We start from the raw sequence: 15,938 nt of genomic DNA on the forward strand, positions 1-15,938 counted from the left end.
GTATGGGTATCCGACCTCTAAAAGGACAAGTCATGGCACTGGATAAAGTTTTCATTGAACAGCTAGAAGTAATTACAACGATCGGTGTTTACGATTGGGAACAAGAGATTAAACAAAAACTTGTGCTTGATATTGAAATGGCTTATGACAATCGCCCAGCAGGTAAGAGTGATGATGTTGTCGATGCTTTGGATTACTCGACAGTCAGCACTGCCGTACTTGACCACATTGCGAATGGCCGATTCCTATTGGTTGAGCGTGTGGCAGAAGAAGTCGCTGAATTGATTATGACTCAGTTCTCAGTGCCTTGGATTAAAATTCGTCTAGCGAAGCCTGGCGCAGTACCACAAGCAAAAGCCGTGGGTGTGATCATCGAAAGAGGTCAAGCATGACAATAGCCTATGTTGGTGTTGGCACGAACATAGACCGCGACAAGCATGCAAGGGTGGGATGGACAGAGCTTCAATCATTAGGGACTAACCTTAAATGCTCTAAGATCTATCACTGTGAGCCTGTGGGGTTTAAAAGCCACTCGTTTTATAACTTTGTGGTTGAGATCGATACATCACTCTCATTGACTGAATTTTCACAGCACCTCCGTGAAATTGAGTTTAAATGGGGTCGCCCTCAAGATGCCCATAAGCTTCAAGATCGAAAGCTCGATCTTGATATTGTGCTGTTTGGAGAGGTGGTTTCTGAGAGCGAGCCAGAATTACCACGCAGTGATATCTATAAATATTCTTTTGTAACACAACCACTTTATGATCTCTGTCCTGCGAGAGTGATCCCGCAAGATGGAAGAACCGTCAGTGAAATATGGCAGAATATGCAGCAATTAGACACACTCTCTGTTGTAGATATGAAACTATAATTTGAAGGCAAGTAATGAGTTATTTTGAAGCGTTTATGTTGGCGTTGGTGCAAGGCTTTACTGAGTTTTTACCTATTTCCAGCTCTGCACATTTAATCCTTCCTTCTGCTGTCTTGGGTTGGGAAGATCAAGGCTTGGCTTTTGATGTTGCTGTCCATGTAGGTACTTTGGCCGCCGTTGTTATCTATTTCCGCAAAGAAGTGGTCTCTCTTTTGAGCGCATTCTTTGGTTCCGTGTTTAAAGGTGATCGCAGTAAAGAAGCTAAGCTCGCGTGGATGATCATTCTCGCGACGATTCCTGCGTGTATCTTTGGTTTGTTGATGAAAGATATTGTTGAGCTTTACTTGCGCAGTGCATGGGTGATAGCGACGACCACCATTATTTTTGGTCTGTTGCTATGGTGGGTGGATAAGAACTCAAGCCTGCGTGATGACGAATACCAAGCGGGTTGGAAAAAGGCGCTGTTTATTGGTCTTGCTCAAGCAATGGCTATCATCCCTGGTACGTCTCGTTCTGGCGCAACGATTACCGCAGCACTTTACCTTGGTTTCACACGTGAAGCGGCGGCTCGATTCTCTTTCTTGATGTCTATCCCAATCATCACTCTGGCTGGTGGTTATTTGGGCCTGAAGTTAGTGACCAGTGGTGATCCAATCCATGTTGGTTCTTTGCTAACGGGAATCGTGGTTTCTTTCATCAGTGCTTATATCTGTATTCACTTCTTCTTGAAGCTTATCTCTCGTATGGGTATGACGCCGTTTGTTATCTACCGCCTGATTTTAGGTTTTGGTCTATTTGCTTTCTTGATGATGCAGTAGCGCTCGACTTACGAAGGCAAATGTTTCGTCCTACAGATTGAAACGGAAAAACCCGCCTAGTAGCGGTTTTTTTAATACCGGAGAATCAGCGCTTTGGCGATTAATTATCTGCGAGTTCTAATAGGGCGCTCTCAATTGCGAACGTTCTGCGTTTTTCTTGTTCTTCTCGAATATCTTTACCTTGAAAACCATCGGCAATAATCGATTTCACTTCGACTTGAAGCGCTGCTTGGTAAGCCACTTCAAAACGTGCTTTTTGAGGGTAAGGCTGATCTTCTAATCCTTTTCGGCCTGCATGATCGGCTTGGCAGCAAAGCAGTATATCGTCGAGTCTATCTGGCTTACGCCAAACATCGAACTTGTTGAGAACCTTGAGAAAGGTGGTTGGCTTTAACTCGCCAGCACGATGGATATTAGAATGCTGCTCGCACACCAATAACGCGAGGTCTCTGAATTCATTGGGCACTCTGACTCTTTCACACAGTTTCTTAATGATTTTTAAGCCTGTATGGCAATGCATTTTGTGGCTTGGCCACTCGCTTTCTGGCGTGACACCTTTACCTAAGTCATGCACTTGAGCTGCAAAACGTACTGGCAATGATGAACTTGATAGCGCAGCTTGTTGAGCCACCATCAGAGTGTGGATGCCCGTGTCGATCTCAGGGTGCCATTTTTCAGGTTGAGGTACACCAAACAGAGCGTCAATTTCAGGCAATACAACAGCCAATGCACCACACTCTTTCAATACAGAAAGGAACACTTCAGGGTGGGGAGTGCTAAGAGATTTATGCCACTCTTGCCAAACTCGCTCTGCAGTGAGGTGTGCCAGTTCACCGGATTGCACTATCTCACTCATCATCACCATGGTTTCAGATGCAACCGTGAAGTTGAGATGATGGAGTTTGGCGGCGAAGCGAGCCACACGCAGCACACGAAGAGGATCTTCAACAAAGGCATCCGAGACGTGCCTTAGAATACGATCAGAGAGATCTTTCTGGCCATGGTAAGGATCGTAAAGTTGGCCTTTGTCATCTTGAGCGATGGCGTTGATCGTTAGATCTCGACGCATGAGATCTTCTTCCAAACTCACATCTGGTGCAAAGTAACATTCGAAACCTGTATAACCCGAACCGGATTTTTTCTCAGTGCGAGCCAGTGCGTGCTCTTCTTTGGTTTTTGGGTGTAAGAATACGGGGAAATCTTTCCCGACAGCAGTAAAGCCAAGGCTTTCCATCTCCTGAGGGGTACTTCCTACCACGACCCAATCTCTATCATAACTATCAATATTGAGCAGCTTATCGCGTACCGCTCCACCGACTAGATAGCGCTGTAGCCCATTGTATTTTGGTAGGCTATCGTATATTTGCAACTTATCACCTCGAAATGTTTTATCACTGCTGGACTTTACTGCGAGCAATGGTACTTTCCATTAATCGTAATTATAGGGCAGCACATGTATAAGGAATATTTTGGCTTCGTTGAGATGCCATTTTCGATTGTACCAAATTCTCGCTATTTGTTTTTAAGTCAGCGCCATCAAGAAGCGATGCAGAACCTACAAGCCGGTTTAGGCGAAGGTGGGGGCTTTGCGATGCTTACTGGTGAAGTGGGTACTGGAAAAACAACGGTCGCCAAAGCGATGTTGTCATCACTCGATCATCAGACTCAAGCTGGCCTTATACTCAACCCTACGTTTTCCAATTCAGATTTACTTGAAGCTATCTGCGATGAGTTTGAGGTCGAATACCCTGAACAAGCGTCGTTAAAACAGCTGAGTCAGGCAATTCATCACTTCCTGCTTGATAGCCATGCTGAAGGCATTCAAACCTTATTGGTGATAGATGAGGCCCAACACCTTGCTGCTGATGTGTTGGAGCAGCTACGCCTTCTGACCAATTTAGAAACCGATAGTCGTAAGCTATTAAAGGTGCTGTTGGTTGGCCAACCTGAATTGCAGCAACACTTACAAACAACACAGCTACGTCAACTCGCGCAGCGGATTACAGGTCGCTATCACTTATTACCTCTTAATATCGAAGAAACGGGTAAGTACATCGCGTTTCGTTTGGAAACGGCTGGTGGTGAGCAGATGTTGTTTTCGAATCGTTCAATCAAGCTTATCGCCCAATATACCCATGGTATTCCGAGGCTCATTAACTTGGTGTGTGATAAAGCGCTGCAATTGGCTTTCCATGATGGTGATAAATCACCGAGTAATGAAACGGTTAACCGAGCTTGTCAGCAGATCATGTCCTTTCAGGCCGATGTGTATCACGTCGAGAAAACTCGTGCTACTCATGTAGTTCCAAAATTAATCCAATACGCGGGGATTGCCACATTAAGTGTCGGCCTTGCAATCGCGACCTTTAACTTCGCCCCAACCTATATTAGTTCATGGATGCCTGCGGATACTTCCAGTGAAGTGAAAACGGAAGTAGCGGCGAATACTCAACGCTCATTCGTGGCTGAAGCACCGATATTGGATGATAAATCTATACCGGTTCAAGATCTCAAGACTTCGAAGTTTGCACTACCACAAGATGTTCAGAATCACTTAAAGCAAGGGAATAATCAAACGCTTGCAATTAGGGACCTATACACGCTTTGGGGGTATGAATCTTCGCTTCGTGATTGGCTATGTTTGAGTGAACAACAAAGTGTATTTGTATGTGAGCAACATCAAGCCAATTTAGAATATTTGATTGAATTTGGAGTTCCCGTGGTTCTTAATCTGGAATTAGGTCAAGAACCTGTGTTTGCTGTACTTTATGGCGCGTCTGAGGAGTCTGTTGAGCTCCTAGTCAACGAAAAGCTATTGGTGATGCCTAAGCGGACCTTAAAGCAAATTTGGCAAGGTGATTATGTCGCGATTTGGAAACAGCCGCTAAGAGAGACCCTGAAAGAGGGTTATCAAGGTGAGGCGGTTGCTTTACTTGATCTATTGCTTTCAGAAGTCTTGGGTGAAGACGTATCGGGCAGTGATGTATTTGACTATGAATTGAAAATGAAAATCGAAGCGTTTCAAACTTGGCAGGGTATGTCTGTTGATGGCATCGCAGGTAAGCGCACCTTAGCAAGGTTGCAGAGATTAGCTCAACTCGACTCGCCTAAGTTGATGTCATTAGAAGGAGGCGAAAGCTAATGTCACGTATTATGCACGAGCTTAAACAGTCTTCTAATCATAAACCTAGCTTTAAAGGTTACCAAAACCATCACGTGCCTAGCTCTGTTAGAGGGATTAGCAACAAACGAGGTTCATCGTTAACAATGGGACTGATCCTTGTCTTGGTGCCTTCATTATTGGTGGGCGGCGTTCTGGCTTATCAGTCGTATAATCAACAGCAGCAAGGCTCGGCTAGCCCCGTTTCCTCCGGAGTTCTGCCTGAATCAAAGCTTCAATCAGACCTTGAGCCTCAAATTGCCGGTGCTGGCATTGCCAGTGTGGATGCAGTGTCAGTGAATGCAGACGATGAAGCATTATTCTCTGTTCGCTCGGCCCCGGTAAGCCAGTTTTTGAAAGCACTACCGCGTCAAGAGATACATGCAAAGATGGGCACCGACATCGGTAATATCGCTAGTGGCTCAAAAGCGATCATGGAAAATGTAGATAATAGTAATCAAGCAGCAACGAATTTAGAGCCATTATCTATTGAACCGTCAGTTAAACCTGGAACGAATAATGATAATGCCACGCTGCAATCGGACCGTGATTTACTGAAAGGGTTAGACCTCACCGAGTTGTCACCCGATTTAGCGTTGAAGCTTGAATCAATGATGGGAGAGCCGTCGGTTTCACCTGAACCGATGGATTCTAGACCTGTGGGGGATATGGATTCTCAGGTCATCGGTTTAGAAACACATGGCAATAGATTGGCTGGTGTATTACCTAAATTAGACTTACAAACTCACATGTACTCGAGTAGCGAAACTAAGCGTTGGGTAAAAGTGAATGGACACGAAGTTGCTCAAGGGGAATGGATCGAGCGGGGTATTCAGTTGCTTGAGATTAAACCACAATCGGTAATCATTGAATTCAATCAGCAGAAAATAGAAATCCCAGCTTTGTATGAGTGGAAAGGTTAGTACTATCGATATTACTACTTACTGTGATTGATGTTAGCGCTGTAATAGGTATTAGCGCTGTGACTTGAATGATAAATCCAGACAAATAAAAAGGAGCACTTCGGTGCTCCTTTTTGATCTTCGATACTGAACCTACTAGCGATACTGAACCTACTAGCAAATGCGAGGCTTACGCCCAGCCGTTTGGTGACTTTCTACGACGAGGCATGATGTGTGGCAGAACAAGGCCAAGAAGTAGACCAATACCAGCAACACCACCACCGTACATGAAGTACTTCAATAGTAAGTCATCTTTTTGAGTATCTAGCTTAGCGCGTAGTTCACGGTTCTCTGTTTGAGAGCTCGTTAGCTGTTGGCTAATCTCACTGTAGTTCTGCTCTAGTTCAGCAATCTGCTTGTTACGAGAGTCTAGAGAGCTTGCGAGACCTGCTTTTTCGCTATCAGCACTTTGGCGAGCATTTGCCAGCTTGCCTTTTACTTCAGAGAGTTCTTTCTCTAGCTTAGGCATGCGCAGTGCCATACTTTCTTTCGTGCTTACGAACTTACTCTCAACCCAACCTTTGCGTCCTCGGTTATCTTGAACCTGAGTGTAACCCGTGCTCTTGTTCGTTTGCAGGTAGGTGATTTTCTCACCGGCATCAATACTACCTATGATACGGAAAGTATTGTTTGGGCCAGAGTGCATATAAGTAAATAGTTTGTCAGCAATATAACGGTCTTGAGCAAAGGCAGCTGGAGCCGCAAGCATTGCGAACAAAACTAAGCTAATCAGTTTTTTCACAGTAAATCCTTTAACGATTCAAATTGGGTAGGCGTATGAGTCAGCCTCAATGAGCAAATAATATTTAGTTTTTTTATATGGTGCAACAAAGAAGGGAGGCAAAGCCTCCCTTTCTGTGCGTTTGAGTCAATAATGACATGGTATTTACATATCTTTACTGAAGCTCACCGTTTTCTGACGCTAATATTGACTAGCGTCAGGGCTATTACATAGTAAACATAGCCTGAATTGCGTAGAAGAATACAACAGCAAGTAGAGCACCTGCAGGTAACGTCACAATCCAAGAAGCTACGATGTTACGCACAACGCCTAAGTTTAGAGCTGCGATACCACGAGCAAAGCCTACACCTAATACCGCACCAACTAATGTTTGCGTGGTTGAAATCGGAAGGCCAGTACCAGAAGCAAGTACAACCGTACACGCGGTCGCTAGTTGAGCTGCAAAGCCACGGCTAGGAGTTAGTTCTGTAATACCAGTACCAACGGTTGCCATTACTTTATGACCCATTGTTGCAAGACCAACAACGATACCAATACCACCTAGTGGAAGAATCCACCATGCGATAGTACTCTTGCCTGAGATTTCGCCCATGTGCTCAACTGTTGAAACAACCGCTGATAGTGGACCAATCGCGTTGGCAACATCGTTTGAACCGTGTGCGAATGCCATTGCACAAGCTGTGATAACCATTAGTACGCTGAAGATACCTTCTACGCCAGTAAAACCGTGGTCTTCTTCGCGGTTAGCAAACTTCTTCTGAATGTATAAGTAACCGCCAATCATGACGACAGCAGAAACACCTGCAGCCCATAACCATGCTTCAGTACCGGTTAGATGAAGGCCTACGTGCTTAAGACCTTTCTTGATCGTTACAAGTGCAATGACCATTGTAGTAATGAACATGTATACCGGTACAAAACGCTTCGCATTGAATAGCGGGTTTTCTGTATCGAATATCAGTCGCTGGGCACTGACAAATATGAGATAGGCGAAGATACCGGAAATCAATGGTGTGACAATCCAACTTCCCACAATGCCTTGGACACTGTTCCAATCTACAGCTTCAGTACCCACAGACACACAAGCAAAACCGATGATTGCACCGATGATTGAGTGAGTCGTTGATACTGGCCAGCCCATGTATGAAGCTAGAAGTAGCCATGTACCAGCAGCGAGTAGTGCAGACATCATACCGTACACAAGTACGTCAGGTTGATCTGCAAACAGAGATGTTTCGATAACACCTTTACGGATCGTGTCTGTTACTTCGCCGCCCGCAAGGTAAGCACCTGCGAATTCAAAGATCATTGCGATAATGATCGCTTGTTTAACGGTTAGAGCTTTAGAGCCTACTGAGGTGCCCATTGCGTTCGCAACGTCATTTGCACCAATACCAATAGCCATCAAGAAACCGAAAGCTGCTGCAACAATAATCAGGACAGTGCCGTAGTTAGCAAGGATATCCATCGTAATACCTAGTTGTTTGATAACAAGCGGAACAAATTTAGACGCAAAAAACCGCTCAGCGAGAGAAATACTCAGCGCATAAGTGGTTTGTTCAAAAAATGCTCTTCGTTATATGGTTAACGTATGATTTAAGATCGAGAAAGCATTACTTCAAGACGAGCGCCTACACGCTGTGCTTGATCTGCAATACCACCAACCCATTCAAGAATTTTGTATAAGAACATGATATCAACTGGATTCAGATCGCCTTCAATTGCCATTAGTTGTTGGCGTAGTTCGATCTGCATCGCATCCGTGTCATCTTCAATTACATCTAATTGATGAATCATTTCGGCAACGAGTGTTACTTCACGGCCTTTAAAGCCAGTTTCAAGTAATTCGTCTAATTCATTGATTACGTTTTGTGCTTGGTTCGCTGCATCTAGACAACGTTTAACGTAAGCGATGAAGTTTTCTTGCATTGGAGCAGGAATGACAAGTTGACGACCATATACACGGCCAGCAATGTCTTTCGCTAGGTTTGCGAGTTTGTCTTGTTGCGTTAATAGCTCCAACATATCGGTGCGATCAACTGGCATAAACAAACCACGAGGAAGTTTAAGGCGAATTTCACGTTTTAGTACGTCAGCTTCTTTCTCAAGGTGAGAAATTTGAGCTCGAATTTCTGATGCTTTTTCCCAGTCACCTTTTGAAGAAACTTCAAAGAAATTAACTAGGTGAGAACAACATTCGTTCACGCATACTACGTGACGCTGCAAAGGTTTAATTGGGGACTTTGCAAATAACCCCATAATTGTATTTACTGGCATGGTCATCCAACCTAATAAATAATAACCTTAAAACAACATACACCATATTCATGGTGAAATGTTAAGCGATGGCTACAAAGTCGCGCATGTTAACCTAATCAATCTCTCATTAAAACTGTTTTAGATCATCATAAGGGCGATATTTCTGACTTGCCGACTTTTCAAATTGGCAATATCCTGTCCCTATCTTCACAGAAAGGTATAACTATGGAAACCGAGATAGAACTGAAGTTTTTTGTTTCTCCTGAATTTTCAGAGACTTTACGCAATAAAATTGCTGAAACTAAAGTACTTCAGCACAGTTGTCGTGAGCTAGGTAACATCTACTTTGACACCGCTGACAACTGGCTACGTAAGCACGATACAGGCTTACGCATTCGACGCTTTGATGACGTATTTGTACAAACCGTAAAGACTGCTGGTCGTGTGGTTGCTGGCCTGCACCAAAGGCCTGAATACAATGCAGAGCACGACAGCAACGAACCTAAGCTAGCCTTGCACCCAGAGGATATCTGGCCAGCAGGTAAAGACATCGAAACGCTGCAAGCTGAGCTGACTCCTCTGTTCTCTACTAACTTCACGCGTGAGCAGTGGTTGATTGGTATGCCTGATGGTAGCCAAGTCGAGGTCGCATTCGATCAAGGCTTTGTTGAATCAGGCGACCTGCAAGAACCGATTTGCGAAGTTGAATTGGAACTTAAATCCGGTCAGACGGATGCACTATTTACATTGTCTCGCCAATTCTGCGAACAAGGTGGTATGCGTTTGGGTAACCTAAGCAAAGCAGCTAAGGGTTACCGCCTTGCTCAAGGTTATCAAGGAGATGAAGTCACTCCTTTGACCTTAGTTGATACTGACAAAAGTGATACCGTTGAATCGTGTTTCATTCAATCTTTAGAGCATGCTCTCGCTCATTGGCACTATCACGAGCAGATCTTCACCGAGCGCCAATCGATTGAAGCGCTGCATGAGATCAGTCACTCGCTGAGTTTTATTCGTCAAACCTTCACTATCTACGGTGGCATTGTCCCAAGACGCGCGAGTGCTATTTTACGTCAAGAGTTGAAATGGCTTGAGCAAGAGCTCGACTGGCTGAAAAGCTATGATCACTTCGAAGACTTGCTGGAAGATAAAGGACACGTACTACGTAAACTCGATGCGCGTAAGTTCTTAGTCGCTGAGCTTAAAGAGATGCAAGAGCAACTGCCAGATCGTGAAGATCTGCTTACCTTGCTGAGCTCTGCTCGTTACACCGGTTTATTGTTGGATCTGAGCCGTTGGATCTTGTCTCGTGGCTGGCAGCCTTTCTTAGATGAGAAAGCGCGTGAGCAAATGGGTCGTGGTATCGAATGGTTTTCCGTGCAGCAACTCGATCGCACATGGGCAGACTTGATGGAAGCTTTCCCGCCAGAGCGAGTGATGACCAGCCAAGCGTATATTGAGCAGCAATACCGTTTGATGCGTAATCTGTATTCTGGTGTTGGTTTCGCGAGTTTATATGATGACGCTGAGCGAAACAGTTTCCGCTTGCCATGGGCCGATATGGTGCAAGGCATTGATGACTTGTTGGCACTTAAAACACTGGAGCCTTTGACTGAGAAGTTAGAAGGCGATGAGAAGGTTCAGCTAGAGCGTTGGTTAGCTCGTCAAGAGGTGTCTATTCTGCATGCGATGGAACAGACACGCCAAATAAGTGTAGAAGTTGAGCCGTATTGGCAAGACTGAGTTTCATAACAACATGAAATTGAAAATAGGGCTTCGGCCCTATTTTTTTGTTTGTTGTTCCAGATTTTCTAGTCGTTCGAGAATTTTCTGTTGTTGCTCAATGATCTTCTCAAGGTGCTTCTCTTTGTTTTCAGCTCGTTGATTGTCATGGCGAGTTGGAGAGGTGATCAAAGAAGTAATCAACCCTGAAATCATACCAAAAACACCCACACCACAAATGATCACCAGAGAAGCGACTAACTTGCCTGAGCTCGTCACTGGATAATGATCGCCGTACCCCACGGTACTAATCGTTACGAAAGCCCACCATAAAGCATCTTGGCCAGTGGTAATATTGGCATTGGGATCCTTGTGCTCTAGCAGCAGTATTGTTCCTGCACCTATGGTCAGGAGAATAACCAATAGCAAAATAATTGAGGCGAGTGTCGTTTCTTTTCGATTGCTAAACAGCTCCCTGAAAACACGTTTTCCTGACCGAAGAACGAGAATCACGCGCAAGATCTGAAAAATGCGAGCGAATCGAAGTGGCTCGACCATAGGGATGCTTGCCAAGAAATCGATCCAGTGTACTTTTAGATATTCTTTCTTATTTTGTGATCTGAATAGATCAATAGTGAGCTGAAAAAGAAAAACGCTACAGATTATAAAGTCCAGGCCGATAAGAACTTGTTTCGATTCTTTATCAATCGGTGCAAACAATAAGCCTGAGATCACAAATAACGCTAAGAAAGAGAGAATCAGTGATAATAAGCTCATCGGCTTAGTGGTGTCTTTGATACTATTTAACATTCATACGAGGCTCAAAATAAATCGCGAACTTTGACTGACATAGCCATCTCGCGGATATAGAAGCCATCAATATATAAGAGTTAATGGAGAACTGACAATGACTAAACTGTCATTCAAGCCGTGGGAAAGGATTATCTCGGACATCCGTCTCGTTCCAAAAATGATCATGCTGATGGTTTTCAGCACTATCTTGATTATTTCGAAGCAGCTATGGGACGCAAGTGCGTTTTACGATTCATTACTTGCAGTCACTAACAATGCACAAGTTGCACAGCAGCATTACGAGACTTACCTAGTTCAAGTGGCTTGGCAAACAGCCTTGATGATCATTGTGTTTGTGGTTCTTCTATTGGCGGCAGCGCGCGTTATGCTTCGCCAAACTCAATACCTCAATGACGCCATTAAAACGATGGCCGATAAGAACCTATCAGTGCCTATTCATATGGATTGTAAAGATGAATACGGTGATGTGGCACGAGAACTCGAAAAAACTCGAGTCCAGTTGAATGACATGATCAAAACTCAGGTGGCCTCTTCTGATGAGTTGTTTGCCCTGACGGAAGTGATGACCATCAGCATGTCCGAAACCAAAGATTCAGCTCAGGAAGAATTTAACGAAATCGACCAACTAGCGACAGCAATGAGCGAGATGACGTCTACTGTGCAAACTGTGGCTGAGCACGCGCAAAGTGCTTCTTCTCTTACTGAGCAAGCATCAGGTCAAGCACTAACAGGTCAGAAGTTCGTTCAAGGTTCTGTTTCTAAGATGAGTGAGCTTTCTTCGGACATCGCAGCCTCTGCAGCAGCGGTAAACCAAGTAGAAGAGCGCGTAGACTCGATTGGCAGTGTGGTTGGTACTATCCAAGGCATTTCAGAGCAAACGAACCTATTGGCTTTGAACGCAGCGATTGAAGCCGCGCGTGCCGGTGAAGCGGGACGTGGTTTTGCGGTTGTTGCCGATGAGGTTCGTAACCTTGCGCAACGTACTCAGCAAGCGACAGTAGAAATTCAAGATATGATTAGCCATCTACAAAGCAGTGCTAACTCGGCTGTAGAGCTGATGGAAAAGAGTGTTGTTGAAGCCGCTGAAGGCGTAGACCTAGTGACTAACGCTGGTTCTGAGCTTGATGGCATCGTAAGTCAGGTAAACCAGATTAATGATATGAACTTCCAGATCGCGACTGCTGCGGGCCAACAAACTAGTGTCGCGGAAGAGATGAGTGTCAACCTGACCAATGTTCGTGAGCTTGTTGAAGCTTCCGTAGTGGTGGTGGGTGAGCTTCTCGAGACTTCTGAGATCATGGAAAGCAACGCACAAGAGCTAGACGGTAAGATTAAGCAGTTTAAGGTTTAATCCCCAGTTCTCGGTCTTGAGCTCTAGTTTGTAAGATCTAAAGGTCTATTCCTAGAGGTTTGGCCACGGAGACTTGTTATTAGAGATAAAGGCTTTGCTTGATAAGTTCACTGATAAAACGCCCACATTGCTAATGTGGGCGTTTTTTATTGGCAGAACTTTGGTATAACTAATCATTAGTTTTTAGAACTCGTTATTGAAGAACTGAACCGACAAGCCAATTGTTCGGTGCGCAGCTTACACAAGGAAGAAACATGCCATTGCCTTCTCTACTCGTCACTCATTCCCAGTCTGCTTTTGAGCAATTATTAGAGCATCAAAGTGACGCCATTAACACTTGGCCTGAGTCATTGATTGCCGAGCTCAAGCGTGTATTAGGCTTGAGCTGTTTTGTTGGTGATTGTTTACAGCGTGACTCGATTTTATCCAGCACCTTGCCAGAGATGCTGAGATGTGAAGAGCGCGCGGAAGGGTATCGTAAGCGTTTGGCCGAGTTACTTTCTGGTTGTGCTGATGAAATGAGCGGCCAACGTGTACTGCGTCAATTCCGCAATCGAGAGATGACCTACATTGCTTGGCGTGACTTTATGGGCTCATGGGATCTAGAACAGAGCTTAAATCATTTGTCGATGCTAGCAGAGGCGATGATCTTTGAGACCTATCAATGGCAGTACGATATTTGTTGTAAAGAGTGGGGCACACCTTGTAACGAGCAAGGTGAAGCGCAGCCTATGTTGATCATAGGTATGGGCAAGTTAGGTGGCGGTGAGCTGAATTTCTCTTCCGATATCGATCTAATTTTTACTTACCCTGAGAATGGTGAAACCCAAGGAGCAAGAAGAAGTATCGCCAACGCGCAGTTCTTCACGCGTTTGGGGCAACGTATTATCAAGGCGCTTGATCAGCAAACCTTTGACGGATTCTGTTATCGAGTCGACATGCGCTTGCGTCCATTCGGGGAGAGCGGCCCTTTGGTCATGAGCTATGCTGCTCTTGAAGACTATTACCAAGAACAAGGCCGTGACTGGGAACGCTACGCAATGGTTAAGGCGCGTGTGATGGGCAGCGAAATGTACCCTGAATACCAAGAGCTCCGCCAGATGCTGCGTCCGTTTGTTTTTCGTCGTTATATTGACTTCAGTGCCATTCAATCTTTGCGTCGAATGAAGTCGATGATCAGTAGCGAAGTGCGACGTCGTGGCTTATCAAACAACATTAAGCTTGGCTCTGGTGGTATTCGTGAAGTCGAGTTTATTGCTCAAGTCTTTCAACTGATTCGTGGTGGACGTGAACCGAGCCTTCGTGGTCGAGGTTTGTTGGAGACGTTAAGTGCGATTGAATATCTTCATTTATTAGAAGCAGAAGAGGTCGGTCACTTACGTGAGGCATACCTGTTTTTACGCCGCCTTGAGAACCTATTACAAGCGATGGCCGACAAGCAAACTCAAACCTTACCTGATGGCGATTTCGAACAGTTGCAACTTGCTGTCGCCATGCAGTTTGCAGATTGGGATGGTTTGATTGATGCGACCCGTGCTCATATGGCGAATGTTCACACAGTATTCGAAGACCTAATTGGGGTTGATGAAGATGATGCTAACCCAATCGCGAGTCACTTTAGTGAGTTGTGGGATATGGCTCATAAGCAAGATGTGATTGAGCAGGTTCTAGAGCATGACATCGCGATTGCTAACCCACAGCAAGCGGCGAAAACCATTATCCAATTCAAAGCTGATTTGGCTAAGAAAACCCTTGGCCCTCGTGGACGTGAAGTACTCAATCGATTAATGCCCAAAGTGTTTCAAGCGCTCTATACCGCCAAGGATGCTGAATTTGGTTTGTCTCGAGTGCTGCATCTGTTACAAAAAATCGTTACGCGCACCACGTATCTTGAGCTATTGGATGAGCACCCTGCAGCCCTCACTCAACTCGTTCGCTTATGTACAGCGAGCCCGATGATCTCGGAGCAGTTGGGTCGTTACCCAATCCTGTTAGATGAACTTATTGATCCGCAACAACTCTACAATCCCGTGCCTTTAGAGTCTTACAAGACCGAGTTACGTGATTATCTAGCCCGTATTCCTGAAGATGACATGGAACAACAGATGGAGGGTCTGCGTCAGTTTAAGCAGACTTGTATCTTGAGAATTGCAGCCGCTGATATTGCGGGCGTTTTGCCTGTTATGAAGGTCAGTGATCACCTTACCTATTTAGCAGAAGCGATTGTTGAGGCCGGCATCAATCAAGCTTGGTTACAAGTGACAGCCAAGTTTGGGGAGCCTACCCACGTTAAAGATCGTGAAGGTCGTGGCTTCGCCGTCGTTGGTTACGGCAAAGTCGGCGGTTGGGAGCTTGGTTATAACTCCGATCTCGATATCGTATTCATGCACGATTGCCCGGTACACATCTATACTGATGGTAAGAAAGAGATCGACGGACGCCAATTTTATCTGAGATTGGCGCAGCGCATTATTCATATTTTCTCGACCAGAACTGCTTCTGGTATTTTGTACGAGGTCGACACTCGCTTGCGCCCTTCAGGTGTCTCTGGTCTATTAGTGAGTCCAACCGATGCCTTTGATGAGTATCAGCATAATGACGCGTGGACTTGGGAGCACCAAGCTTTGACTCGCGCTCGTATGATTTATGGTGATGACTTATTGGCTTCGGCATTTAACAAGACTCGCCATGAGATTTTGTGTTTGACTCGAGATGAAGCTGTACTTAAAAAATCCGTTGTCGATATGCGTGAAAAAATGCGCGGGCACCTCGGTGGAAAAAAAGCCGATCGATTCATGCTGAAACAAGATGCGGGTGGTATCACCGATATTGAGTTTTTGGCGCAATATTTAGTACTTCGATACAGTAATGAAAAACCTAAGTTGACTCGTTGGTGTGACAATGTACGAATCTTTGAAAGTCTGTTGTCACAAGGGATTATGGACGAACAGCAAGGCATGGCATTAACTAATGCCTATACAACATTAAGAGATGAAATCCATCACCGCAATCTACTCAACCTTGATGCGGACGTGGCGATTGATAAATTTAAAATGGAAAGGGAACATGTTGTTCAGGCATGGAAGCAATGGATGGAAGCGTAACGGAACTATTTCTTAACGGTTACGTCATTATCATTTAGTGATCGCTTATCGACTTCTTAGCTGCTTATTAGCTACTAGAGTATCTATCGAGTTAGGCTTTCACTCATTTTTCTATGGTTTAGCCACTGTAATCAGT

Annotated in this window: 13 protein-coding genes; 8 read left to right on the forward strand and 5 right to left on the reverse strand. The window is 44.9% G+C overall.

The window, feature by feature from the left end:
• Positions 1-32 precede the first annotated feature (32 nt).
• The 3 genes from folB to AB6E08_RS07405 are packed head-to-tail and all read left to right on the forward strand — an operon-like array spanning position 33 to position 1,689.
• Positions 33-392, forward strand: a complete 360-nt coding sequence (folB, locus tag AB6E08_RS07395; RefSeq protein ID WP_372063964.1) for a dihydroneopterin aldolase — start codon at positions 33-35, stop codon at positions 390-392.
• Positions 389-871 carry a 2-amino-4-hydroxy-6-hydroxymethyldihydropteridine diphosphokinase gene (gene folK / locus AB6E08_RS07400; RefSeq protein WP_372063962.1) on the forward strand — a complete coding sequence of 161 codons (483 nt, stop codon included), beginning with the start codon at positions 389-391 and terminating at the stop codon, positions 869-871. Before folB ends, folK begins: the two co-directional genes overlap by 4 nt.
• 14 nt (positions 872-885) lie before the next feature.
• Positions 886-1,689 carry an undecaprenyl-diphosphate phosphatase gene (locus AB6E08_RS07405; protein ID WP_372063960.1) on the forward strand — a complete coding sequence of 268 codons (804 nt, stop codon included), beginning with the start codon at positions 886-888 and terminating at the stop codon, positions 1,687-1,689.
• Between the two features lie 100 nt (positions 1,690-1,789).
• Here the strand turns inward: AB6E08_RS07405 and AB6E08_RS07410 are convergent, their stop codons facing one another.
• Positions 1,790-3,106 carry a multifunctional CCA addition/repair protein gene (locus AB6E08_RS07410; protein ID WP_372063958.1) on the reverse strand — a complete coding sequence of 439 codons (1,317 nt, stop codon included), beginning with the start codon at positions 3,104-3,106 and terminating at the stop codon, positions 1,790-1,792.
• 36 nt (positions 3,107-3,142) lie between these two features.
• Between AB6E08_RS07410 and AB6E08_RS07415 the strand changes: the two genes are divergently transcribed.
• Positions 3,143-4,831, forward strand: a complete 1,689-nt coding sequence (locus AB6E08_RS07415) for an AAA family ATPase (RefSeq protein WP_372063956.1) — start codon at positions 3,143-3,145, stop codon at positions 4,829-4,831.
• Positions 4,831-5,772 carry a general secretion pathway protein GspB gene (locus tag AB6E08_RS07420; protein ID WP_372063954.1) on the forward strand — a complete coding sequence of 314 codons (942 nt, stop codon included), beginning with the start codon at positions 4,831-4,833 and terminating at the stop codon, positions 5,770-5,772. The genes AB6E08_RS07415 and AB6E08_RS07420 overlap by 1 nt, the downstream gene beginning before the upstream one ends.
• Before the next feature lie 169 nt (positions 5,773-5,941).
• Here the strand turns inward: AB6E08_RS07420 and AB6E08_RS07425 are convergent, their stop codons facing one another.
• From AB6E08_RS07425 to AB6E08_RS07435, 3 genes are all read right to left on the reverse strand, one after another.
• Positions 5,942-6,553, reverse strand: coding sequence for a TIGR04211 family SH3 domain-containing protein (locus AB6E08_RS07425; protein WP_017100421.1), 612 nt, complete (start codon positions 6,551-6,553; stop codon positions 5,942-5,944).
• Between the two features lie 205 nt (positions 6,554-6,758).
• A complete protein-coding gene (locus AB6E08_RS07430; RefSeq protein WP_012603189.1) occupies positions 6,759-8,021 on the reverse strand; it encodes an inorganic phosphate transporter in 1,263 nt (420 codons plus the stop codon).
• Positions 8,022-8,149: 128 nt separating this feature from the next.
• On the reverse strand, positions 8,150-8,830 hold the full coding sequence (locus AB6E08_RS07435) for a TIGR00153 family protein (RefSeq protein ID WP_010434644.1): 681 nt from the start codon (positions 8,828-8,830) through the stop codon (positions 8,150-8,152).
• 207 nt (positions 8,831-9,037) lie between these two features.
• Between AB6E08_RS07435 and AB6E08_RS07440 the strand changes: the two genes are divergently transcribed.
• Complete coding sequence (locus AB6E08_RS07440) at positions 9,038-10,555, forward strand: inorganic triphosphatase (RefSeq protein ID WP_017102953.1); 1,518 nt, start codon at positions 9,038-9,040, stop codon at positions 10,553-10,555.
• 39 nt (positions 10,556-10,594) lie between these two features.
• Here AB6E08_RS07440 and AB6E08_RS07445 read toward each other — a convergent pair whose 3' ends face one another.
• Complete coding sequence (locus tag AB6E08_RS07445; RefSeq protein WP_017102954.1) at positions 10,595-11,344, reverse strand: potassium channel family protein; 750 nt, start codon at positions 11,342-11,344, stop codon at positions 10,595-10,597.
• A 97-nt stretch (positions 11,345-11,441) separates the two neighbouring features.
• Here AB6E08_RS07445 and AB6E08_RS07450 point away from each other — a divergent pair, with 97 nt between their 5' ends.
• Together AB6E08_RS07450 and glnE are read left to right on the forward strand one after the other, a co-directional pair.
• Positions 11,442-12,698, forward strand: a complete 1,257-nt coding sequence (locus AB6E08_RS07450) for a methyl-accepting chemotaxis protein (protein WP_012603193.1) — start codon at positions 11,442-11,444, stop codon at positions 12,696-12,698.
• 254 nt (positions 12,699-12,952) lie between these two features.
• Positions 12,953-15,802 (forward strand): bifunctional [glutamate--ammonia ligase]-adenylyl-L-tyrosine phosphorylase/[glutamate--ammonia-ligase] adenylyltransferase, encoded by a 2,850-nt coding sequence (glnE, locus tag AB6E08_RS07455; protein WP_372063951.1) that lies wholly within the window; start codon positions 12,953-12,955, stop codon positions 15,800-15,802.
• Positions 15,803-15,938 lie beyond the last annotated feature (136 nt).

The organism is Vibrio sp. 10N.247.310.24 (genome assembly GCF_041467175.1).
Classification (GTDB): domain Bacteria; phylum Pseudomonadota; class Gammaproteobacteria; order Enterobacterales; family Vibrionaceae; genus Vibrio; species Vibrio tasmaniensis_A.

What these genes read in the sequence shown, in the direction of transcription:
- folB (WP_372063964.1), top strand. Translation starts at nt 33, where the DNA reads ATGGCACTGGATAAAGTTTTCATTGAACAGCTAGAAGTAATTACAACG.
- folK (WP_372063962.1), top strand. Translation starts at nt 389, where the DNA reads ATGACAATAGCCTATGTTGGTGTTGGCACGAACATAGACCGCGACAAG.
- AB6E08_RS07405 (WP_372063960.1), top strand. Translation starts at nt 886, where the DNA reads ATGAGTTATTTTGAAGCGTTTATGTTGGCGTTGGTGCAAGGCTTTACT.
- AB6E08_RS07415 (WP_372063956.1), top strand. Translation starts at nt 3,143, where the DNA reads ATGTATAAGGAATATTTTGGCTTCGTTGAGATGCCATTTTCGATTGTA.
- AB6E08_RS07420 (WP_372063954.1), top strand. Translation starts at nt 4,831, where the DNA reads ATGTCACGTATTATGCACGAGCTTAAACAGTCTTCTAATCATAAACCT.
- AB6E08_RS07430 (WP_012603189.1), bottom strand. Translation starts at nt 8,021, where the DNA reads ATGGATATCCTTGCTAACTACGGCACTGTCCTGATTATTGTTGCAGCA.
- AB6E08_RS07435 (WP_010434644.1), bottom strand. Translation starts at nt 8,830, where the DNA reads ATGCCAGTAAATACAATTATGGGGTTATTTGCAAAGTCCCCAATTAAA.
- AB6E08_RS07440 (WP_017102953.1), top strand. Translation starts at nt 9,038, where the DNA reads ATGGAAACCGAGATAGAACTGAAGTTTTTTGTTTCTCCTGAATTTTCA.
- AB6E08_RS07445 (WP_017102954.1), bottom strand. Translation starts at nt 11,344, where the DNA reads ATGTTAAATAGTATCAAAGACACCACTAAGCCGATGAGCTTATTATCA.
- AB6E08_RS07450 (WP_012603193.1), top strand. Translation starts at nt 11,442, where the DNA reads ATGACTAAACTGTCATTCAAGCCGTGGGAAAGGATTATCTCGGACATC.
- glnE (WP_372063951.1), top strand. Translation starts at nt 12,953, where the DNA reads ATGCCATTGCCTTCTCTACTCGTCACTCATTCCCAGTCTGCTTTTGAG.